This window comes from Buttiauxella sp., from assembly GCF_049686335.1.
Classification (GTDB): domain Bacteria; phylum Pseudomonadota; class Gammaproteobacteria; order Enterobacterales; family Enterobacteriaceae; genus Buttiauxella.
In genome coordinates this window covers 577,161-596,351 of the sequence record NZ_JBAVHX010000010.1, presented here as the reverse complement: position 1 = coordinate 596,351, position 19,191 = coordinate 577,161, and the positions used below count along the sequence as shown (strand labels likewise).

16 protein-coding genes are annotated in these 19,191 nt (G+C 52.3%); all 16 read left to right on the top strand.

Annotated elements, in window-relative coordinates; genetic code table 11:
* Window positions 1-25 precede the first annotated feature (25 nt).
* The gene (locus tag WBL83_RS11630; RefSeq protein WP_424589288.1) at window positions 26-1,444 is read left to right on the top strand and encodes a DUF1254 domain-containing protein; all 1,419 of its coding nucleotides are present in this window, start codon (window positions 26-28) and stop codon (window positions 1,442-1,444) included.
* Window positions 1,445-1,533: 89 nt separating this feature from the next.
* Window positions 1,534-3,141 (top strand): mechanosensitive ion channel family protein, encoded by a 1,608-nt coding sequence (locus tag WBL83_RS11625; RefSeq protein WP_424589287.1) that lies wholly within the window; start codon window positions 1,534-1,536, stop codon window positions 3,139-3,141.
* A 490-nt stretch (window positions 3,142-3,631) separates the two neighbouring features.
* A complete protein-coding gene (gene tssB / locus WBL83_RS11620; protein WP_424589286.1) occupies window positions 3,632-4,111 on the top strand; it encodes a type VI secretion system contractile sheath small subunit in 480 nt (159 codons plus the stop codon).
* A complete protein-coding gene (gene tssC, locus WBL83_RS11615) occupies window positions 4,108-5,589 on the top strand; it encodes a type VI secretion system contractile sheath large subunit (protein ID WP_424589285.1) in 1,482 nt (493 codons plus the stop codon). Before tssB ends, tssC begins: the two co-directional genes overlap by 4 nt.
* Before the next feature lie 29 nt (window positions 5,590-5,618).
* Entirely contained in the window at window positions 5,619-6,110 is a 492-nt protein-coding gene (locus WBL83_RS11610) for an Hcp family type VI secretion system effector (RefSeq protein ID WP_424589284.1), read from the top strand.
* A gap of 54 nt (window positions 6,111-6,164) precedes the next feature.
* On the top strand, window positions 6,165-6,581 hold the full coding sequence (locus WBL83_RS11605) for a hypothetical protein (RefSeq protein ID WP_424589283.1): 417 nt from the start codon (window positions 6,165-6,167) through the stop codon (window positions 6,579-6,581).
* A gap of 12 nt (window positions 6,582-6,593) precedes the next feature.
* Window positions 6,594-8,396: a type VI secretion system baseplate subunit TssF gene (gene tssF / locus WBL83_RS11600; protein WP_424589282.1), complete on the top strand. Its 1,803-nt coding sequence runs from the start codon at window positions 6,594-6,596 to the stop codon at window positions 8,394-8,396.
* On the top strand, window positions 8,387-9,334 hold the full coding sequence (gene tssG / locus WBL83_RS11595; protein ID WP_424589281.1) for a type VI secretion system baseplate subunit TssG: 948 nt from the start codon (window positions 8,387-8,389) through the stop codon (window positions 9,332-9,334). Before tssF ends, tssG begins: the two co-directional genes overlap by 10 nt.
* Before the next feature lie 3 nt (window positions 9,335-9,337).
* Window positions 9,338-11,251, top strand: a complete 1,914-nt coding sequence (locus WBL83_RS11590; protein ID WP_424589280.1) for a type VI secretion system Vgr family protein — start codon at window positions 9,338-9,340, stop codon at window positions 11,249-11,251.
* Between the two features lie 13 nt (window positions 11,252-11,264).
* On the top strand, window positions 11,265-11,780 hold the full coding sequence (locus tag WBL83_RS11585; RefSeq protein ID WP_424589279.1) for a DUF6931 family protein: 516 nt from the start codon (window positions 11,265-11,267) through the stop codon (window positions 11,778-11,780).
* Window positions 11,780-12,079, top strand: coding sequence for a PAAR domain-containing protein (locus WBL83_RS11580; RefSeq protein ID WP_424589278.1), 300 nt, complete (start codon window positions 11,780-11,782; stop codon window positions 12,077-12,079). Before WBL83_RS11585 ends, WBL83_RS11580 begins: the two co-directional genes overlap by 1 nt.
* An 11-nt stretch (window positions 12,080-12,090) precedes the next feature.
* A complete protein-coding gene (gene tssA / locus WBL83_RS11575; protein ID WP_424589277.1) occupies window positions 12,091-13,155 on the top strand; it encodes a type VI secretion system protein TssA in 1,065 nt (354 codons plus the stop codon).
* Window positions 13,156-13,163: 8 nt separating this feature from the next.
* The gene (locus WBL83_RS11570) at window positions 13,164-13,727 is read left to right on the top strand and encodes a type VI secretion lipoprotein TssJ (RefSeq protein WP_424589276.1); all 564 of its coding nucleotides are present in this window, start codon (window positions 13,164-13,166) and stop codon (window positions 13,725-13,727) included.
* A complete protein-coding gene (gene tssK, locus WBL83_RS11565; protein ID WP_424589275.1) occupies window positions 13,727-15,121 on the top strand; it encodes a type VI secretion system baseplate subunit TssK in 1,395 nt (464 codons plus the stop codon). Before WBL83_RS11570 ends, tssK begins: the two co-directional genes overlap by 1 nt.
* Window positions 15,118-15,744: a DotU family type IV/VI secretion system protein gene (locus WBL83_RS11560; protein ID WP_424589274.1), complete on the top strand. Its 627-nt coding sequence runs from the start codon at window positions 15,118-15,120 to the stop codon at window positions 15,742-15,744. The genes tssK and WBL83_RS11560 overlap by 4 nt, the downstream gene beginning before the upstream one ends.
* A gap of 6 nt (window positions 15,745-15,750) precedes the next feature.
* A complete protein-coding gene (locus tag WBL83_RS11555) occupies window positions 15,751-19,188 on the top strand; it encodes a type VI secretion protein IcmF/TssM N-terminal domain-containing protein (protein WP_424589273.1) in 3,438 nt (1,145 codons plus the stop codon).
* Window positions 19,189-19,191 lie beyond the last annotated feature (3 nt).

The window sequence follows — 19,191 nt, the reverse complement described above, 5'->3', positions numbered from 1 at the left end:
CAAATTTACCTGAAAGGAAATGCAAATGATTCATCTAAAACCTTTAGCAAAAGCGATCCTGTTGACCGGATTACTCGGAGCCTCTTCTGTTACCCTGGCTCAGACAGAAGCGCAAACCTGGCATGATCCTTTGCTCACATTGCAGGGCACACCGGATGTGGTTAACAAAGGCCTTGAGGTTGATGGTTATAGCTCGGCTATTTCCGCCTGGAGCTGGGGATACCCGATTGTGCGTATGGAACAAGTGGTACGCGATTACACCAACGTGCCATCGCCAAAACCGGCAACCAGTTACCGCGCGCCTCTTAACCAGATTGGCTGGGCGACAGAACTGGCGACACCTGACGCAAAAGATATGCCTACCGCCAACAATGACACGCTTTACATGAGCGCCGTCGTGAAACTGGATGAACCTTATATCCTCACTGTTCCGGATACACATGACCGCTATTACGTGGTTGATGTGTTCGATATGTGGCAAGAACTGGAGCATTACATCGGCAGAAGAACCACCGGCACGCAGGCCGGGAAATACGTCTTAGTCCCACCGGGCTGGAAAGGTGAACTGCCCGCTGACGCGAAAGTCCTTCATGTTTCGACCAATAAAATCTGGCTGTGGGGGCGTTTGCGCGTCAAACAGGGCGAAGACATGGCGCCACTTCATCAGCTACAAAATGAATTTAAACTCGCATCACTTAGCGGAAAAGTTTATTCCGATACCTTGCCGCCGCTACCTGAACTGAAAAATGATGGCCTCGATTTCTTCCGCCTGTTAGCCGCTGCGCTGAAAGAGAACCCGGTCAGACCTGAGGATAAAGGGTTATTCGGGCAGTTTAGTCGTATTGGTCTGACGGACAGCGGCTTTAATCCTGAACCTGTGCCAAAGGTGATGATTGATGGCGTGAAACGCGGCCTGGAGGATGCACCAAATGTCGCAGCGTCTACATTAACCAGTACCTCCGAAGACCGGAATGGCTGGAGTTACGTGCGAGGGCTGGACTCCTTCGGCTATAACTACCCGCTGCGTGCGTTAGTTTCCGGGCCGTACCTCGGTGGACAAGGTGAGAAAGAGGCCGTCTATCCCATCCGCTATAACGACAGCGAGAATCAGCCACTGACCGGTGCTAATGACTACATCCTCAAGCTGCCGGGCGAGCCTCCGGTGAACGCGTTCTGGTCAATCACCATGTACGATGCCAAAACCAAAATGCTGGTTAACAATGAGCTGAATCGCTACAAAGTGGGCACCGACACGGAAGGGCTGGTTAAGGGTTCTGATGGCAGTATTACAGTTTCTCTTAGCCACAAAAAACCTACCGACCCGAATGTAAACTGGTTACCCGCGCCTGAGGGCAACTTCTATCTGCTGTTCCGTATGTATCAGCCTAAAGACGCCGTCATGAATAACGAATGGAAACTGCCGCAGGTGACAAAAAGTCACTAATGAAAGTGGGCTTCGTTGAGGTGTAAATCCTTCCCTCAGGGACAGGCTAATAGAGCAGTTGTGAAAGTAACGGAGTTTCTGGAGGAAGGATGATTAAAGCGTTAATGGGTCTGTGTATTTGTCTGTTGCTCTTCACTTTACATGACGCAACAGGCGCTGAGCCACGGCAGGCACCTTCCCCGCAGGAAAAGGCGCGGACTTTGTCTCTGCTTAATCAGCCCGTTGTGATGCTACAGGCAACATTTGGGCTGACCACGCCAGAGGAGCGGGTTAAGCGTATCGTTACGATCTTGCGCTCGCTGGATGATAAAGATCTGGCTCAGCCGGTTGTGACTCATGCTGTCACGCGATACCGACAGCCTGCCGTGCTTTTTTCTGTCAACGGCAAACCCTTTATGTTACTGGCTCAGGGAGATCTTGATGAAGGGGATGACCTGACGCTTGCGCAATCGGCGGAGCGTGTCAGGTTGCGTCTCGACACGCTTCGTCTCTCATTGTCTGAACAGTACTCTTCGCATTACCTGTTATTCTCCGCGCTAAAAGGTCTGGCGGGGGCACTGGTGATAGTGGCATTCATTTGGTTTGCCCTGCGATCCCACGCCTGGCTGAAACGGGTCTATACCGTGCGGCACGCTCAGCGCAAAAGCATTATTCCTGGCGAGCTTCGCGCGTTTCTCGGTCCGATTGAGGTACGGCTGTATGCTGTTGTTCTTACCTCCGCCATCCTCGTAACATTTTACATCTGGGTGAGTTGGGTATTGCGGCTGTTTCCCTGGACGCGGATTTGGGGTCTGGAGCTGGGAAGTTACGCGCTAGGACTATTGCAAATGATAGGGCTGGCGGCACTTTCCGCTCTACCGGGTCTGGTCATTGTCGTCGTAATTTGTAGCATCACAGCGCTGGTAACGCGTTTGTTGAGACTGGTGTTAAGGCGAGTCGAAACCGGACAATTACATCTGCCCGGGTTGCATCCGGATACGGTGGGTGTGACCCGCAAGCTTATCAGCGTAGTCATCTGGTTGTTTGCCTTGTCAGCGGCGTATCCGTTTCTGCCGGGCGCTAATTCACTCGCCTTCAAAGGGATTAGCGTTTTCTTCGGCCTGATGCTGACGCTGGGATCTGCCGGAGTGATGAACCATGCCATGAGCGGGCTGGTTCTGACCTATTCCCGTGCACTGCGTAAAGGGGAAGTCATCAGGATTGCAGATCATGAGGGGGTTGTCAGTGAGGTTGGCATGCTGGCAACCAAAATTCTGACTCGAGAGAACTACGAGGTGACGGTTCCCAACGCGGTGGTCGTTAGCGGCAGAATTGTGAACTTAAGTGCCACGCTCAAAGGCGAAGGTGTCAATATGACGACCAGTGTCACTATTGGTTATGACACGCCGTGGCGGCAGGTTGAAGCCATGCTGGAACTTGCCGCAAGCCGTACGGCTGGAATTAATCGCGATATTCCTCCGTTGGTGCGGCAGTTGGCACTGCAGGACTGGTATGTGGCGTATGAACTTCAGGTGCGGCTGAAAGCGGGTGAGTCACTGGCCGGCGTCAGAAGTACTCTTCACGGCCATATTCAGGATGTGTTTAATGAATTCGGCGTGCAGATCATGTCACCTAATTTCATCAGCCAGCCCGATCAGCCGGTACTCGTGACAAAATCCAATTGGTTTGCCCCTCCAGCGGGAGAAAAAGACAAATAAGGTGGTCCAGGGAAGTGAGACTCAAGCAGGTTTGATTTCCTTGCGATCGTCCGGGTAATGCCAGACATCAATATATTTACCCTGAAAATCTCTATAAAAATAGAATGTTATTTAATTATCCGCAAATTGCCATAGCTTAGTGGTGAGATGACATAATGCGAACATGCTTTTATCTCACCGCTATCCAAATTGTTACCAGGCTCTATTATGAAATGTCGGCCAATAATAATTTTAACATTAACGGTTAATTTTTTACAAATGCACTGTCGGGGCGGCAGGGGGGGGTTAATCTATAAGATTTCTCCTGTTACCGTAGATGCATTTTGAATGAAAGAATTATTTTATTTTATTTCATATAATTACCTGTGTAAACAATCACAAGAATAAGCTTAATATATTATTAAGCAAAGCGGTATTTAAATATTAATAATTGCCTGCTAATTTACACGCCATATTTAATTACTTCCTAATCTTCTATGGCGATTTATTCATGAGTAATACACAACATAAGCTGAGCAAAACACGAACGCCCCGTGTTCAAATAACATACGACGTTGAAGTGGGCGGTGCTGAATCCAAGAAAGAATTACCTTTAGTCATGGGCGTTATCGGGGATTTTGCCAAAGATGATATGCCTTTGCGCGACCGTCGTTTCACGCACATCGATAAAGATAATTTTAATAATGTGATGGAAGGGATGAAACCATCAGTAGAAATGCTGGTTGAAAGTACCTTACCGGAAAAAGAAGGCCAGATGGCAATCTCACTGGAATTCAACTCAATTGATGATTTCTCGCCTGAGAATGTCGCGATGCAGGTCGAACCTTTACGCAAGCTGCTGGAACTGCGCGAGCAACTGAGTGATTTACGCAACCGGACCGCGAGTAATGACCGCCTGAAAGAACAACTGGTTATGTTGCTTGAGGGGCGTGCGAAAGACACAAACCCTGCCACGGGAGATGCCGAATGAGCGATATCCAGGTCATGAATGCCTCCGCGCAGGCTGAGCAATCCAGCGATTATCTTGATCAGATTATCGATAATACCCAGGCCATTCGCCGGGAATCCGATCGTACTAAAGTGAAAAGTCAGCTGGATAACTTCCTGTCGGAAGTTGCCTCCGGCGCGGTCATTGTTTCCAATGATTTGGTGGGCAGTATTGAAGCCCGCATTGCGGCGATTGATGAACTACTTTCCTCACAGGTCAGCAAAATTATTCAGGCTCCGCAATTTCAGCGCATGGAATCTTCCTGGCGCGGTTTGCACAAACTGGTGCAAAGCAGTGTTACCGAGAACACCAAAGTTCGCGTGTTTAACTGCACCAAGAAAGAGCTGATGCGTGACTTTAAATCAGCCTCGGACTTTGATCAGTCTTCATTATTCAAAAGCATTTATGAGAGTGAATACGGCACCTTTGGTGGTGACCCTTATTCGGCTTTCATCGGCGATTTTGAATTCGATTGTATGCCGGAAGATGTTCAGTTGCTCGAGCAGATTTCTCATGTTGCTGCCGCAGCGCACGCGCCATTCCTGAGTGCGGCGAATCCTGGCATGTTTGCCATGGGCTCGTTTTCCGAAATGCCGCGTCCACGCGATCTGGGCAAACTGTTTGAAACCTCCGACTATGCCCGCTGGAAATCTTTCCGCCAGAGCGATGACTCACGTTACGTCGGTTTGACGCTGCCACGCGTGATTGGTCGTCTGCCTTACGGTGCGAAAACCGTGTCTGTCGATGCGTTCAATTTCGAAGAGAAAATTGACGAAAACAACGATGGCGCCAGCTATCTGTGGGTGAATGCCGCTTACGATTTAGCCGGACGCATGGTTGATGCCTTTGAAGAGCACGGCTGGTGTGCGGCAATTCGTGGAGTGGAAGGCGGCGGTCTGGTGAAATCTCTGCCGACCTACAACTACATTTCGCAGACCGGTGAAAAGGTCATGCAATGTCCGACAGAAGTCGCCATCTCAGATCGTCGTGAAAAGGAATTGGCAGAGCTTGGCTTTATTCCACTTATTTATTGCAAAGGCACAGATTATGCGGCGTTCTTCGCTGTGCAATCAGCTAATAAACCGCGTAAATATGATTCTGAACTGGCAAATGCGAACGCTAAATTGTCCAGTCAGCTGCAATATATTATGACGACATCGCGCTTCGCTCACTATTTGAAATCCATCGTGCGCGATAAAGTGGGCAGTTTCATGTCCAAATCGGAATGCCAGAATTTCCTGCAAAACTGGATCAACCAATATGTGGTTGGTTCGGATAATGTAGGACCAACGATTAAAGCAAGCCATCCTTTACGAGAGGCTGTAGTTGAAGTTGTTGATGTACCGGGTTCTCCAGGCAGTTATCGCGCCGTTGCGTATTTAAAACCGCATTTCCAGCTTGAAGGTCTCAGCATGTCGCTGCGTCTGGTAGCGGAACTCCCTGCATCAACCGGTGCATAAACAGTTAATTAACACATCAAGGAAAGTATATGTCTACTGAATCTCTATTTATGCAAATTGAAGGCGTTAAAGGCACAGTAAGCAATAAAGGTTTTGAGGGTTGGATTTCTGTCGATAATATTAACTTCGGTGTTTATTGCTCGGCTAAAATCGATAATGCCAGCGGTCAGGTCAATAGCGATGGCGTAAATTTTGATGCGATTTCATTCTCAAAATTAATGGACACGACTTCAACGCAACTGGCGAACATGGTTGCTCAGGGCAGCAATCTTAAACAAATCACCATAGTTAAGGCATTGTTCCAGGGTGATAAAATGGTTCAGGCATTGAAGCTGAACTACAAAAATTGCGTGCTGACCAGCTACAACTTTGCTGCTCACTCTGCAGGCGATGTGCCGAGTGAAGGTCTGAGCTTTGTCTTTGGTCAGATGACATTCGAAACCAACATGGTTGAGCCAGATGGCAAAACCAGCAAGCAAGGCCCAGTGGGCTGGAACCTGGTCGAGAATACCAAGCTGTAATTTTTTTAAAATCAACAGTGCACGCCTAAAGCGTGCACTGTATTAGGTTTAGTTATGAAAAGTTTATTACAGCAGTTGTCTGATGATAATCCAAAAGATCAGAATGATATTTCTGAGGCAGAATACAAAAGCAGCACGTTAATTGATGAAATTTTGCTGCTTTTGTCTTCACGCCCCCGAAGTTACCGCATTGACGATATTCCGTTAATTAATGGATCAATTCTTAATTACGGCGTCAGTGATGTTTTTGCCAGTGATACGCCTCGCCTTGAGCGGAATGGCATTATGCAGTCTCGTATTGAAATAGCATTACAACGATTTGAACCGAGACTAAAAAATATCTGTGTGACACCCGGTGAGGAATTAGGAAGTCTTTGTTCATTTATTATTGACGCCGAAACATCCACTGGCGGCGTGCGTTACCGTCTGATGTGGGACGATGTCATCAGTCAATTTTCTCTGCGTGACTAACGAGTATTACTAATGTTGGCGAAAAGATTAATTTCTTATTATCAGAATGAACTCGCTTACCTCAAAACGCAGGGAAAGGCGTTCGCACGTCATTTTCCAAAAGTCGCCAGACGATTAGGAATGTCAGAAGGTTCGTCAGAAGATCCGCATATTGAGCGGATTATTGAGTCTTTCGCGCTAGTCACGGCACAAATCCAGCAACGACTTGATGAAGATATGCCGGAAGTGACAGATGCTTTACTGACGGTACTGGCCCCGCAATTTTTACGTCCTTTCCCGTCCGTTTGTGTCGTGCAAATGCTGCCCGATATCAAAGTCAGCGCACTGACGGCCAGTAACCGTATTGAAGCCGGTACGGCATTGTTTTCCAGGCCGGTGAACGGACAGATGTGTCATTTCCGCACCACTTATCCGGTGACACTCCAGCCTGTCAGCCTGCATAAAGCCAGCCTGCATCTGGATACGGATGACATGAGCTGGAGCCTGAAAATACAGTTATCGGTCTGGCCGGGCGCTACGCTGGCGGCGGATTCCCTGAGGCTGCACCTCAGCGGAAGCAGCCGCATCGTGAACATTCTTTATACGTTGTTGTGCAGTGAAGTTGAGTCGCTTTCAGTTTTCCTTCAAGGACAACATTACGCGCTCTCACCGCAAGCTATCTGCGCCGTTGGGTTCGGAGAAAATGAAGGCTTACTGGCGGGGGACTCGCGGGTTTCGCCCACTCACAGCCTGTTGCAGGATTATTTTTTCTTTCCGCAAAAGTTTCATTTTATCGATATGCCGCTGCCTGAAGGGTTAAGCGCGGGCAGTCAGTGCGAACTCTCAATGATCGTAAAATTCAACCGGTGTGCGATGACGCGTCAGCTGGAGAAAATAGCCGGTGCGGTGAACGAGAACTTGTTTCTGCTCAACTGTACACCTGCCGTGAACTTATTTTCCCATCGCGCTGAACCGATTTCGCCCGATCATGGCACCGCAGAATACCCGGTTATTCCCGATATCCGCCATCAGGATGCGATGGAGGTCTGGTCGGTTGACAGTGTTTCGGCAATGCGTAAGCAGGGCAATGAAACGCAGTCGCGGCCAATTTATCCGTTATTCGGTTTAGATCATTCAGCGAGCGACGGGGAAAGTGGCTTGTTCTGGCAATGCATGCGTCGCGAAACCCCGCAAAATGAAGGGGTTGCCTCTACGTTATTTATTGCCTTTTCTGACCGTGCTGAAAGCCCGTTAACGCCGGGCTGCGACATTGTCAGTCTGAACCTGACCTGCACCAACCGCGATATACCTGGCGCTATGCGAAATGGCGACCCTGATGGTGATTTCGAATCGGAATTGCCGATCGCGGGTATGAAAATTATTGCGCTGACACGTCCAACGATGCCAGTCAGGCCGCCGCTAAAACAGGCCACACGCTGGCGCCTAATTTCTCAGCTTTCGCTCAATCATATGTTGATCAGCGGGCCGGAGGGTGCCCGGGTGCTGAAGGAATCACTGGCGCTGTATAACTTTATCGATAATCCGGGCATTACTCGTTTAATCAACCTGATCCTGGGCGTCGAATCCAGTCCTGTTGTCACCCGGCTGGCACCTCTCGATCCGCGTTCAATGGCGCGCGGGATAGAAATTCGTGTGACCTTCGCCAGCGAGGCAGCTGAAGAGGTTGAATATTTCCTGTTGTGCCGTTTTATCGATTGTTTTCTGGCGCTGTATGCGCCGGTCAACAGTTTCACCCGGGTGATCACCTGTATTGATGCGCCGGGCGAAACTGCACGTATCTGGCCGGTGCGGGCGGGAAGGTTGTCATGGATCTGAGCAAAATCCTCAGCCCGCATAATTTCTTCCAGCAGGTGCGCCTGATGTTGCGCAGTCTGACCAGAGAGCAGGGTAAAGACAGCAGGCAGGCACTTGAAGAACAGCTTTATTTCGTTTCGCCACTCTCACTGGATGCGCCGAAAGGGGATATCTCGTCGGTGACATCGCTGGAAAAACAGCGCTGGCAAGTTGAAGTGGCGGCCCACGGGCTGACGGGGGCGCTGGGCGCATTACCGACGGTGTATACCGAATGGATGATCGACCGTTATTACCGTCACGGTGATAAAACGGCCAAGGCATTCCTCGATATCTTTAATCATCGTCTGCACAGCCTGCGTTATCTCGCCTGGCAGAAATATCACTATTACGCCATGGCCGAATTCAGTGCATCGCGTCCGCTGAGTCAGGCAATACGCTCACTGTCTGGTGTGGCGCACAGTACACCGTCCCTGCAACAGGAACGGTTTGCTGATGTGTTCGCGCATTCCGTTCGCTCGATGCTCAACGTTGAAACCTGGCTAAAGCACCGGTTTGCCGTGGCAGCGAAAGTTACCCCTTTCACCGGTGGATGGCAGGTGATGGAACCGGCACTGTGTTGCCGTCTGGGAGAACCCGCCCAGACGCTGGCAGCGGCCCCGATGCTGGGCAGTGTTTACTGGGACCGGCAGTCACATTTTACGGTGACGCTGGGGCCGGTGCCGATGAAAAACGCGGGGCAGTTTTTGCCGAAAGGAAAACACTACCAAAACCTGTGGTCGCATATCCGTGAATACGTCGGTCTGGGACTGGATTTTGATATTGATCTGCTGATCGAAAATACCTCAAACGTCATGACACCGTTGGGTGTAGGGCAACTCGGGCTGGATATTTGCCTCGGACCTTCAGCGGGTGCAGACCTGCATAAAATTCGTTTACCCGTCTGGCGGGAAGGAAAATAAAAGATGTCGAAAACACTCGGGCAGGACAACCGCTTTATCCGATTTGCCGGCGATGCCGCTGATTCGCTGACGCTGATGCATATCGAAGGAGAGGAACACTTTTCTGACACTTTCCGCTATCAGATCCAGTTTCGCACGTCGCTAGTGACGGCGCAGATGGGGCGCTTTCTGGGGCATGAAATGGCCTGCGAAATTGGCCGTGGCAACCAGAAACGTTACGTCCATGGCGTGCTGACACAGCTCAAGGAAGACAACAATGTCGATGGTATCAGCACCTTCACCGGTACGCTCGAACCGCGAATGGCGCTGCTGCGTCTGGGGCGGAATCTGGCGGTTTTCCAGAACATTACCGTACCTGATTTAGTCTGCAAACTGCTGCGCCAGCAGAATATCAGCCATATTGATTTGCGTCTGCGCGCGACTTATCAGCCGCGTGAATACTGCATCCAGTATCGCGAATCCGATTTTGACTTTATTAGCCGCTTGCTCGAACAGGAAGGGATCTATTACTTCTTCCGGCATGAGGCAGGGCAACACACGCTGGTGCTGGCCGATCATCCGTCCAGCCATCAGTCCGGCACAACCGCGGAGCTGCCCTTCATGCCATTGCAGGGGCGGGGCGATGGCGTCGGTATTCTGAACTGGGTCGCGATGTCATCGCTGGCGGCATCTTCCGTCACGTTGCAGGGTTTTAACATGGTGCAGGCTGCCAGTATCGATGGCGGGTCGCAAGCCCTGATGGCGGAAAACGCCGTGTCAGGCATCCGTTATGTTGACACGCACGGCCATGAAAAACGTGAACTGTTGCAGTCAGACGCACGGCTGAAAATGGAACAGCTGGAGGCTGACAACCAGCAATTCTATGCCGAAGCCAGCGCCTGGTGGCTGGGTTGCGGCGATAAATTCCAGCTGAGCGGGCATCCTTCCTGTCAGGGGAATTACCGCATCAAGTCGGTGCATATGCAGGCATCGAGCAGCATTGATGACGGGCAACCTGATTTTAGCTACGCGCTCACCGTGCTGAAAGACAGCCTGTCCTGGCGTCCGCCTTGCCTGACAAAACAACCCGAAATTGCCGGTATCCTGACGGCCATTGTCGTCGGCCCCCGCTCGGAAGAAGTCCATACAGACGAATATGGCCGTATCAAAATTCAGTTCCCGTGGGACAGCGAAAACAAACATGACGATGGCAGTTCCTGCTGGGTACGGGTTTCGCAGCCGTGGGCTGGGAGTCGCTTTGGTGCCATGTTCCTGCCGCGCGTCAACAGTGAGGTTACCGTCAGTTTTGTACAAGGTAACCCGGATTATCCGCTGGTGACGGGGTCGGTCTTTAACGGGCAGAACAAGCCGCCGCTGAACTTGCCAGAAGAGAAAAACCACACCGGATTTGTGTCGCGCAGTTCACTCAACGGCAATATCGAAGAAGGGCATGAGCTGCGTTTCGACGACAAAAAAGGTGAAGAGCGACTGGTCATCACCTCGCAAAAGGATTTGCTGCTGACGGTGAAAAACGACGTCACCAGCACGATTGCCAAAAACGTCACTGAAACCATTGGTGAGAACCGCACGACCGAGTTAACCAAAGGCAACGACAGTCTGACGCTTAAACAGGGTGATTACAGCCTGGATATTAAAGGCAACCTGCAGGAAAGCCTGACCAGCGGCAATCATCAGCTAAAAATCAGCGGTGGCGGCAGCACGGTCAAAGCGGACAAAGCCTGCGTCATTGAATCCACCCAGTCTATCGAATTAAAAGTCGGTAGCAGCAAAATTACGCTTTCTCCTTCCGGCATTACGCTGAGCGGCACCACGATCAAAATCGAAGGGAAAGGCACTGCAGAACTTAAAGGCGCAATGGTCACTGTTCAGGGTAGTGGTATGACCCAGATCAAGGGCGGCGTGACGATGATTGGCTGAGGAAATAGATAACATGAAAGAAAAACTGCTCACGCCAGAATCACTTGCTGCTTATAACCCACTGCAAAACGGCGCAGAAAACGCATCGCAAATGATGAACGCTGATCAATGGGAAGATGCGCTGGCCAGTCTGGTCGCAGATTGTCCGCAGGAAAAAATGATGGCCTGGGCGCTGCAACAGGCGCTGAGCCGTATGGCATCGCCAGAACAGGCGGTGCAGCAATGTGCCAGCGACATCCGGCAATGGCTGGCAAAGCCTGATGATGACCAACGTTTTCGTATTTTCCAGCAAGCGGAACAAATCGGTTTCGATACGCCGGTTGGCGCGCTCGGATTAGCGCTGTTCTGGATGCAAGGCAGCATGACGCCTGCTGAATTTGATGCAGTGTACCCGGAACCCCATTTGTCCCGACTGATGATCCTGTGTGCGCTCAAACTGCTCAGCGTCGGGATCGCGGCGGAAGACGCACCGCTGAAAGGTGCCCAGCTGTTGCTGGCCGAATGGCATGCCGCACAAGGAGGCTACTGATGGGACAGCCCGCAGCCCGCGTAGGCGATATGCATGTTTGCCCGATCGTGACCCCCGGCTTACCGCCGATCCCACACGTTGGCGGGCCGGTGACCACGCCGGGTAGCCCCACGGTGCTTATTGGCGGAATGCCCGCCGCCACAATGGGTTCAATGGCGGTATGCGTTGGGCCACCGGATACCGTCGTGATGGGTAGCGCGAAAGTACTGATAGGCGGTAAACCCGCAGCGCGCATGGGCGACAGCACGGCGCATGGCGGAACAATAGTGGCGGGTTGTCCGACCGTACTGATTTCATAGAGTGTATTGAAATGACGATGAATTTTGAGCCGTTGCTCGCCCCGGTTGATAACGATCAGCCTGCGGGTCGCAACGTGGAATATGACCAGATTTATAACGATATCCGTGAGGCGCGGGAAAGCGATCCCGACTATTTGCCACAAGGCGAATGGGCCACACCATTGCGTAAAGCCGACTGGAGCAAAGTGGTCCGCCTGAGCACCCGGGTCTTACAGAAAGAAAGCAAAGATTTGCAGGTCGCCTGCTGGCTGGCTGAAGGTCTGAGCCAGCAACAGGGCATCAGCGGCATCCTGGATGGGATCGGTTTCCTGACGCCGTTTATGCAGACTTACTGGCAAAACGGCTGGCCGGAACTGGAAGACGATGGCGCAGTGATCCGCCACGGCATGATCAATCGTCTGGATCGACAACTGGCGCAGATGCTGCACTGTTATCCGCTGTTTGGTCAGCCGGAAAGCACCCTGGATCACTGGCGCAAAGTGCTCGCGTACGAACATCAGGTGACGATGAAACCGGATAGTGCCGCTGAGAAGGGCAGTGACGATGATTTTTCAATGGACACCTTCAACCGCTGGGCTTCCGCACTGGATCCGCAGAAGGTCGCGGCCCAAAGCGAGTTGTTAAACCAGATGGTGGTGACGCTGGATACGCTTGAAACCACCTACGCGCAGCTCAATCCCCAGGCTGATTCCCTGGCAATGGGACAGACACGTAGCGCAACCGCCGAAATGCAGGAGTTTGTGAAACGCCTGTTTGACCGCGCGGCACCCGCTTATGACGATGTGATGACGCTTAACGTATTAACCCCTCTCGAGGATGAACAGGACACGGATGTCAGTTCGCTGATGACGAATACGCAAAAACAGACCATGTCACGGGATCTGGCGATCAGCCAGATGCTTACGATTGCCCATTTTTTCCGCCAGACTGAGCCTTCAAGCCCGGTCCCTTTCCTGATGGAACGCGCGGCGCGCTGGGCGGCAATGACGCTGACAGAGTGGCTGGAAGAGATGCTGCAGGATGACAGCAGCATGCGCGACATCAACAACGTACTGAAAGGGCACGGCAGAGAATGAGCGGGAAAATGAAACTGACCGTGCTGATGTTGGGCGTGATGCTGCTGGCAGGTTGTACATCAGATAACCCACAGGGCAGGGAGCAGGCGATAAGCGATGTGGCAGCACCCGCCGCAAACGGGGCTATCACCTTGCAATTGCGCGCCGAACCCGGCCTGAACAGCCTGAACGACATGCCCAATAGCTGCACCGTTTTACTGCTGCAAACCAAAGAAAAACCTGCGCTGGATAAAATCCTCGGTAATCCTGCGACGATAAAAAGTCTGTTTGCCGGTGCGGGCAGTGAAGGGGATGTTTTGCAGGTAGATCGTTACGTCATGATGCCGGGGCAAACCAACACGGTGCATATCGACCGTGCTCAGAATACCCGCCATGTGGCGCTGGTGGCGGGCTATTACCCCTTCCCGGTGAAAAAGCACATGGTCAGCGCAGCTATTCCGGTGGCAACAGAAAGTACAGGCTGGTGGGAACCCGTCTGGCAGGCGCAGTTAGAGCCGGTCACGCTCTCCGTCACCTTAGGCAGTGAAAGCATTGTCAGTTCAGATGTCCCCGTTGCTGCGGAGGAAAAATAATGTATCCAGAACAACAGCAGATTTACTGGCATTCGGGGCTATACCTGCAACCGCAACATTTTCAGTCGCTTGATCTGCATTATGAATGGAACCTCGCGGAGCAGCTGCGGCTGGCACAGCCCTATAATTACGGGCTGGTTGAGGTGAGCATTAATGAGGCCGCACTGAGCGACTATGTGGTCAACGTTGAACAGATCAGATGTATTTTGCCGGGCGGAACCTTGCTGTCACAACCGGGTAACAGCCGCGTTGAGCAACGTAACTTTCGTGAACTCTGGAAGCAGCGCGATCAGCCCCTGACCATCTGGCTGGCTTTGCGCCGTTTCGATCCGTTGCACAGCAATGTCACGACGCTTGAAAAAGAGCACGATCGTGCCGTTACGCGCTGGGTAAACACCAGCGAAGAGCGGGTGATGAAGGATGTTTACGATCATGCGCCTGACGCTGCGGTTGCCCGTCTTTGCTACAACGTCAGGTTACTGACGGATGCGGAAAAGGCCGATGCCGTTGACTGCGAATGCCTACCGCTTACCCGGTTGCGCTATGAAAATGAGCGGGTGATCCTCGACCCGGCATTCTCTCCTCCTTCAGTCACGCTATTTGGCTCATTGAGCCTCGGTAAACTGATTGACACGATTTATTTCGAACTGAGTGCGCGTGCCAGAAAGCTTGAAGAATATAAGCGCTCTGAGCGGCTGGTCAGCGACACCGATCGCGGTGATCAGGTCACCCAGTTGCTGGCAATGCGCTCCCTCAACCGGGTGCTGCCGCAGCTGAAAAATTTCTGTCAGGCGCGTCAGGTTCATCCCTGGCAGGTCTACAACCTGTTATGTCAGCTGGTGGGGGACCTCTCCTCGTTTAGCGACAGTTGCTCCTTTTTGGGGGAATGGCACGACGGCGAAAACCCGCTCCAAAGCTACAACCACGATGAATTGCTGAACTGTTTTGACAGTGCGCGTAAGACATTGATCGCGCTGCTGAACAGCCTGGTACTTGAAGACAACACCTACGTCACGCTGGAGAACGATCTTCAGGGCGTGTTCACCGGCAGCTTCAATGGTTCACAGAGTAAAAATGCCGAAACGGTATTGCTGCTGCTGCGTTCAGCCAGCATGCCGGTGGAAAACCGTCAGATTAAAAATCCCGGCGGCATCAAACTGGCATCGCCGAAAATGATTGAACCGCTGATCCAGCATGCCTTACCCGGTATTCCGGTGACACGTTGCCCGCAGCCACCGCGCGGTGTGCCGAACCGCAGCGACTCACATTATTTCCTGGTCGGGCAAGACAGCGAGTTGTGGAGCAAAGCGCAGCAACACGAAAGCATTTCATTCTACTGGCCAGATATGCCTGACGATCTTCAGGTTCAGATTATATTTGTGGTGCCCTCATGATGAGTTTACTCAATGGCTATTTGCCGGTTTTCCGTTATGTCACAGCGTTCTTTATTAATCCGCAGGAATATCCGGATTACAGCGAATTTCGGGAAAAATGCATTGCCTTATTACAGCAGGCTTTATCTGCGTCAGAGCGCCATCATGAATCACAAGAATGCCAGGATGCTTATTTTGCCGTGGTGTTATGGATTGATGAAAGAGTATTGCGATCGCGGGCTGGCTGGGTGAAAGAATGGCGCGGGAATTTATTGCAGAGTTTTTATTTCGACATCTCTGTCGGAGGCGAGGCTTTTTTTGAACGACTGGATGAAACAGATAAAACAAATCACTCACTGAGAATGGTGTATCTGTTTTGTCTGTTAATGGGGTTCCACGGCAAATACACCGCACAGGATGTTCAGCAGTTGCAAAAACGCATCGAAGATGAGCGGCAATGTCTGCCTGAAGCATGGCGTCAATGGCCGAACGATGCTTTGCTGGTTGAGCAGGAAACGGGCAGTGGCGAAAGGAATAGTGCGGCGGCAAAAAGCTTACGTCAGCGCAAAGGGTTACTGATTTCTCTTCCTGTTGTCATTTACTTATTAATCATGTCAACGGGCTTAGGGATGTTTTTCGGATAATACATTATGTTTAAAAAATTAATTTCCTTTGCTGCATGGGCACTATTCCTGTGTGTGCTGCTTATTGCCTGTGTTATCGCTTGTGTTATTTCAGAGCGGACTTTTTTGCACGCCTTTGCGCTGTGGTTAATAGTCATTGTTGTGATTTTATGTGTGCGTTTTATCTGGGGTTTAGTTTCCAGTGTTACTCAGGAAAAATATATCGACGCGGTGAAAGCGAAATTTAAACTCACCCGTCTGGAATATGTTTTATACGAGCACTGGAAAACCGGTGCTTCAGTGATTAAACGCATCAGACGACGCAGACAACCGATCCCCTGGTTTGTCCTGACCGGCGGACGCAGTGGTAAAACCACGCTGATGGCCGGTGCGGGATTGCCGCTGTTTTCAAATGAGCCGGAAAGTTCTCTGGTAGTGCCGACCCGCACCCTGCGCTGGTGGTTCTTTCGCTCTGCAGGATTTCTCGACCTCTCCAGCCATTTTTTGAATAAAACGCCGGCTTTTGAGCGTGGCTGGTTGCGTCTGGTGAAGTGGTGCGGTCGTCTGCCCGCGCCTGCGGGCATTGTGGTCTGTGTTTCGGTCAGTGAACTGCTCGAAAAAAATGACGCAGATCTGCATCTGCACGCGCGGCATATCCGCACGCAGATAGAACCGCTGGTCAGTAAAGTCAAACGCCGTCTGCCGGTCTATCTGTTTATTACCTGCTGTGACCGTGTACCGGGCTTCAGCCACTGGGCGAGTCAGCTTTCGGCCGCTCAACGTCAGCAGCCGCTGGGCTACTACTGGCGCAGTTCACCAATCGTTGATGGCAAAGATCCCGCGTTGCTGGATCCGCTATTTACCTGTGTGAAAGACGGGCTGGATAAAGTGCGGGTCAGCATGCTTTCAGGCGGCGAGCCTGATGCCGACACGCTGGCGCTGATGGATTTTCCGGAACAACTTCCGCAACTGCAACCGGCGCTGCAACGCTATCTGGCCGCCCTGTGCGAGCCGGACGCTTACTTTCAGCCCGCGGCGCTTGGTGGCGTCTGGTTTACGGCCACTGAACCTGTCAGTAAAAACAGTGCGACTCGCGAGGCTTTCTTTATCCATGATCTGATGACCCGGTTATTGCCGATGCTAAGCCGCCAGCGTGAAGTGGAACCTGTCGGTTTTGGTCGCGTTTTTCTGCATAAATGGGGAGCGATAACCTTCAGTGCGCTGGCGATAAGCGGTGTGCTGATGTCTGGTTATTTCACCGGCCTTCTCACGCAGGGCACACTGGCAAAAATGGATGTCGCGGCACAGGTGCAGCAGCTTGAGAATATCGAAGGCTGGAGCAACCACCCGCTGCGCTATTTACCCTTTTTGCCCGTCCTGAACCAACGCCATACGCAGCTGGAGGCCAGTATTCTGGCGGCAACCCCGCGCGATAACGTTAACCTGCAGGCGCTAGCGGACAGCTACGAACAACAATTCATGCAGGCCACCGCGCCGCAAAAACGCGACCTGATCCTGACGCTGGCAAACACGCTTATCAGTAAACAGGCCATGTGGGAAAAACAGCCGGTCAGCGAGCTTCTTAAACAGGCACAGGTTCCTGCGGCGCTGAGCATGACCGGTGCCACTGTGCCGCTGCCGCACCAGCAGGATGTGGTGTTGCAACGTGCGTTATTGCAGCAGCCGCAGGGCGAGCAACAGCTAAAGGTTCTGCGTCAGTTGCTGGGGCGTCTGGTCAACAGCGACCCGCAGATGGCCTGGCTTGAGGCGCCTTCAGACGAACTGACGCCGGTGAATCTGACCGACTTCCTGCCCCTGTCTGATGACAAAACGCAGGTGAGCGGTCTGTGGACTCAACAGGGTACCGACCAAATACAGGGCTGGATGGCTCAAATCCGGCGGGCGGGAGGCGGAAAGATTCCGATGCCGGAACTGGCCGCCTTCGATCAGCGCTGGCCTGCACTGCGCCAGACGCAATGGATGACGTTGATGCTGGCGATGAATCAGCAATCCGCTCCTGCGCTGAGTCAGGAGCAATGGCAAACCGCGCTGATTGCCCTCGATCAGGGCAACAGCCCGTCGATGAAGTTTGCCCGCTACGTAAACGAACAGCTGGAAGACATCAGCACGCAGGATGCCGCCCTCTGGCTGCGCGAACTGCGCCGGTTAAACCAGTTACAGGCTATGCCGTCAGCCGGTGCGCGAGTGCCGCGCATCAGCCAGGTTCAGCAATTCCTGCACAAGAAGATGTCAGCCTGGCTGAAAATCGACAGCAAAACGCTACCGCCAGTGCTTTCCGATCTCGATGTGAAGAACTGGAATACCTGGAAATCCGGCCTGCATGCGGCGGTTTCAGACGTATTTGCGACGCCAAAAAGCAGTGACCGCCTGACACGCGGCTTGTTCCAGACCGGTGCCAGCGGAGACAACAACCCGCTGCAACTGCTCGACAGCCGGTTTAACGTGCTACGTAAAAGCCTCTCTGCACAACCTGATGATTTTGCTACCAACGCCGTCTGGACTCTGTACCAGAGTGATGCGCAATGGCTGGTCGCGAATGCCATGCAGCGTTCCGCCTGCTGGCTGCAACAGCAATGGCAAAGCCGCGTGTTGTGGCCGATGGAAAACAACGCCAGCCGTCTGGAATACGACGATCAGCAAGATCTGGCGTGGCAATACCTGTCGGACTTTATCCGTGGCCCGGCAAAAAGCGTGCTGGTTGTTGAAGATGCCGGGCCGAAAGCGGGTGAATTCAACGGACAAACGCCTGGCCTGACCGCGGAATTCCTGCGGATGGTTAATCACGTGCTGCGTCCGGATGACGTACTGGCGATGCCAGAACGCGAAAATACCCGCCATGACGATGCGCTGGCTGCGCTGAAAGATGAGCAAAACGAACTCGAAGACGAGATGGCGGCACTGGAAGCCAAACCGCTGGAAGTGACGCTCAAAAGCTTGCCCGCCACCATTCCGGGCGGTGCGCGACTGATGCCGGTGGGCACACGACTGACACTGTTCTGCGATGAACAGCAGTGGAAACTCAACAGCATGAACTTCAGCGAACAGGCGTCTTTCCGCTGGCGTCCGGGGCATTGCAGCCGCGCTACGCTGGTTGTCAACTTCCCGGGCTTTGATCTGACCTATGAATATTTTGGCGACGCTGCGTGGCCGGATTTCCTGCGCGACATGTCTGAGGGGCAACACCGCTTCAGCGCCGAAGATTTTCCTGAGCAGGCGGCACAGCTGGCAACGCTGGGCATCAAAGAAGTCATGGTCCGTTATCAGACCGGTTCACAGGATCCGGTTCAGGAAAGCTGGCAGCAGTGGCAGACGCTCAATCAGACATTGAATGACAACATTGAGGCGCAACAGGAAGCCGGCAGCAAAAAAACGGAAAAACAACGGCCATCGGCACTGAAGAGCGCGTTCTCGCAATTGCCTGTCCGTATCACCGAGTGTCACTGAGCG

What these genes read in the sequence shown, in the direction of transcription:
- WBL83_RS11630 (WP_424589288.1), top strand. Translation starts at nt 26, where the DNA reads ATGATTCATCTAAAACCTTTAGCAAAAGCGATCCTGTTGACCGGATTA.
- WBL83_RS11625 (WP_424589287.1), top strand. Translation starts at nt 1,534, where the DNA reads ATGATTAAAGCGTTAATGGGTCTGTGTATTTGTCTGTTGCTCTTCACT.
- tssB (WP_424589286.1), top strand. Translation starts at nt 3,632, where the DNA reads ATGAGTAATACACAACATAAGCTGAGCAAAACACGAACGCCCCGTGTT.
- tssC (WP_424589285.1), top strand. Translation starts at nt 4,108, where the DNA reads ATGAGCGATATCCAGGTCATGAATGCCTCCGCGCAGGCTGAGCAATCC.
- WBL83_RS11610 (WP_424589284.1), top strand. Translation starts at nt 5,619, where the DNA reads ATGTCTACTGAATCTCTATTTATGCAAATTGAAGGCGTTAAAGGCACA.
- WBL83_RS11605 (WP_424589283.1), top strand. Translation starts at nt 6,165, where the DNA reads ATGAAAAGTTTATTACAGCAGTTGTCTGATGATAATCCAAAAGATCAG.
- tssF (WP_424589282.1), top strand. Translation starts at nt 6,594, where the DNA reads ATGTTGGCGAAAAGATTAATTTCTTATTATCAGAATGAACTCGCTTAC.
- tssG (WP_424589281.1), top strand. Translation starts at nt 8,387, where the DNA reads ATGGATCTGAGCAAAATCCTCAGCCCGCATAATTTCTTCCAGCAGGTG.
- WBL83_RS11590 (WP_424589280.1), top strand. Translation starts at nt 9,338, where the DNA reads ATGTCGAAAACACTCGGGCAGGACAACCGCTTTATCCGATTTGCCGGC.
- WBL83_RS11585 (WP_424589279.1), top strand. Translation starts at nt 11,265, where the DNA reads ATGAAAGAAAAACTGCTCACGCCAGAATCACTTGCTGCTTATAACCCA.
- WBL83_RS11580 (WP_424589278.1), top strand. Translation starts at nt 11,780, where the DNA reads ATGGGACAGCCCGCAGCCCGCGTAGGCGATATGCATGTTTGCCCGATC.
- tssA (WP_424589277.1), top strand. Translation starts at nt 12,091, where the DNA reads ATGACGATGAATTTTGAGCCGTTGCTCGCCCCGGTTGATAACGATCAG.
- WBL83_RS11570 (WP_424589276.1), top strand. Translation starts at nt 13,164, where the DNA reads ATGAAACTGACCGTGCTGATGTTGGGCGTGATGCTGCTGGCAGGTTGT.
- tssK (WP_424589275.1), top strand. Translation starts at nt 13,727, where the DNA reads ATGTATCCAGAACAACAGCAGATTTACTGGCATTCGGGGCTATACCTG.
- WBL83_RS11560 (WP_424589274.1), top strand. Translation starts at nt 15,118, where the DNA reads ATGATGAGTTTACTCAATGGCTATTTGCCGGTTTTCCGTTATGTCACA.
- WBL83_RS11555 (WP_424589273.1), top strand. Translation starts at nt 15,751, where the DNA reads ATGTTTAAAAAATTAATTTCCTTTGCTGCATGGGCACTATTCCTGTGT.